At 60.1% G+C, this 1,737-nt stretch carries 1 protein-coding gene; it reads left to right on the top strand.

Annotated features, from left to right (window positions below; translation table 11 throughout):
- On the top strand, positions 1 to 1,737 hold a 1,737-nt coding region (locus AC1DH9_RS28485; RefSeq protein ID WP_477809269.1), incomplete at both ends, for a RecQ family ATP-dependent DNA helicase.

Here is a 1,737-nt window from a genome sequence, read left to right as displayed (position 1 = left end):
ATGCAGGACCAGCTGGCGTTCTTTCAGCGCCACGGCATTGCCGCTGCAAGTATCGATTCGGCGCAGAGCCGCGATGACGCCAACGAGGTGATGGCGCGGGCGCGTTCCGGCGAATTGAAGATCCTGATGATTTCTGTGGAGCGCTTAAAGAACGAGCGCTTTCGCAACTTTTTGCAGCAAGTGCCGATTTCGTTGCTGGTGGTGGACGAGGCGCACTGTATCTCCGAGTGGGGCCACAACTTCCGTCCGGATTACCTGAAGCTGCCGGACTACCAGCGCCAGTTCAACATCCCGCAAACCTTGCTGCTGACGGCCACTGCAACGCCCAAGGTGATCGCCGACATGCAGGCGAAATTCGCCATCGCGGCGAACGATGTGGTGACCACCGGTTTCTATCGCCCCAACCTGAATTTGCTGGTTGAGCCGGTGCGTGGCCAGGACAAGCGCCGGCGTCTGGTGGAGTGGATGAGCCAGCGTGCCGGGCAGCCGAGCATCGTCTACGTGACCTTGCAGAAAACCGCCGAGCAGATTGCCCAGCATTTGAGTCAAAACGGTCTTCAGGCCGAGGCCTATCATGCCGGTTTGCCCCACGAACAGCGGGAAGCGATCCAGCGTCGGTTCATGGGCGGGCAGTCCAATTGCATCGTCGCCACCATCGCGTTCGGCATGGGCATCGACAAGAGCGACATCCGCAACGTGGTGCATTTCGACCTGCCGAAATCCATCGAAAACTACAGTCAGGAAATCGGCCGCGCCGGGCGTGACGGGCAGCCTTCCGACTGCCTGGTGCTGGCCAACCGCGACAGCCTCAACGTGTTGGAAAACTTCGTGTACGGCGACACGCCGGAGCTGGACGGCATCCGCTGTGTGCTCGACGAACTGCAAGCCGCTGCGCCGGATGGGCAATGGGAGTTTTTGCTGGGGCCGCTGGCCGACCAGAGCAATATCCGCCAACTGCCGCTCAAGACCTTGCTGGTGCAGCTTGAACTCAAAGGTTTGATCGCACCGCGTTACGCCTACTTCGCCGAATATCGTTTCAAGTTCCTGCTGGAGCCTGAAGCCTTGTTGGCACGTTTCGAAGGCGAGCGACGGGACTTCGTCGAGGCGATCATCCAGACCTCCAGCCGTGCGCGAACCTGGGCCACGGTGAATTTCGAGGCGCTGTACCAACAGCATCAAGCCGAGCGCAACCGGGTGGTCAAGGCGCTGGATTACTTCCAGGAGAAGGGTTGGGTCGAGCTGGAAAGCAAGCAGATGACCGAGGTCTATAGCCTGCTGATGACGGACTTCGATGCTCAGGCGTTGAGCGCCGAGTTGCATGGCTACTTCACGCACCATGAACGCACCGAAATCGCGCGTATCCATGCGATGCTCGATCTGTTCGCCACCGAGCACTGCCTCGGCTATCGATTGGCGCAGTACTTCGGCGACGAAAATGCGCCGCAGCAGTGCGGGCATTGTTCGGTGTGTCATGGGCAGGTTGCCCGTCTGCCGGAGCCGCCTGAGCTGCCGGCGCTTGTGGATAAAAACTTCGAGGCGCTGTGTGGCGACTTTATCCACAGGCATGAGGCGTACAACGGCCATGTGCCGGGTGCGGAACGGCTGACACGGTTCTTGTGCGGTATCAGCGTGCCGCTGTTTACCAAGCTCAAGGCGCGGGCAATTCCAGGGTTTGCAGCGCTGGAGGATTATCCGTATGCCGAGGTGCGTGAGTGGGCCAATACGGCTCTCCTGGAC

The organism is Pseudomonas sp. 05T35, from assembly GCF_056396605.1.
Note: the sequence above shows the minus strand (reverse complement) of the source record. Positions and strands in the feature narration are given on the sequence as shown.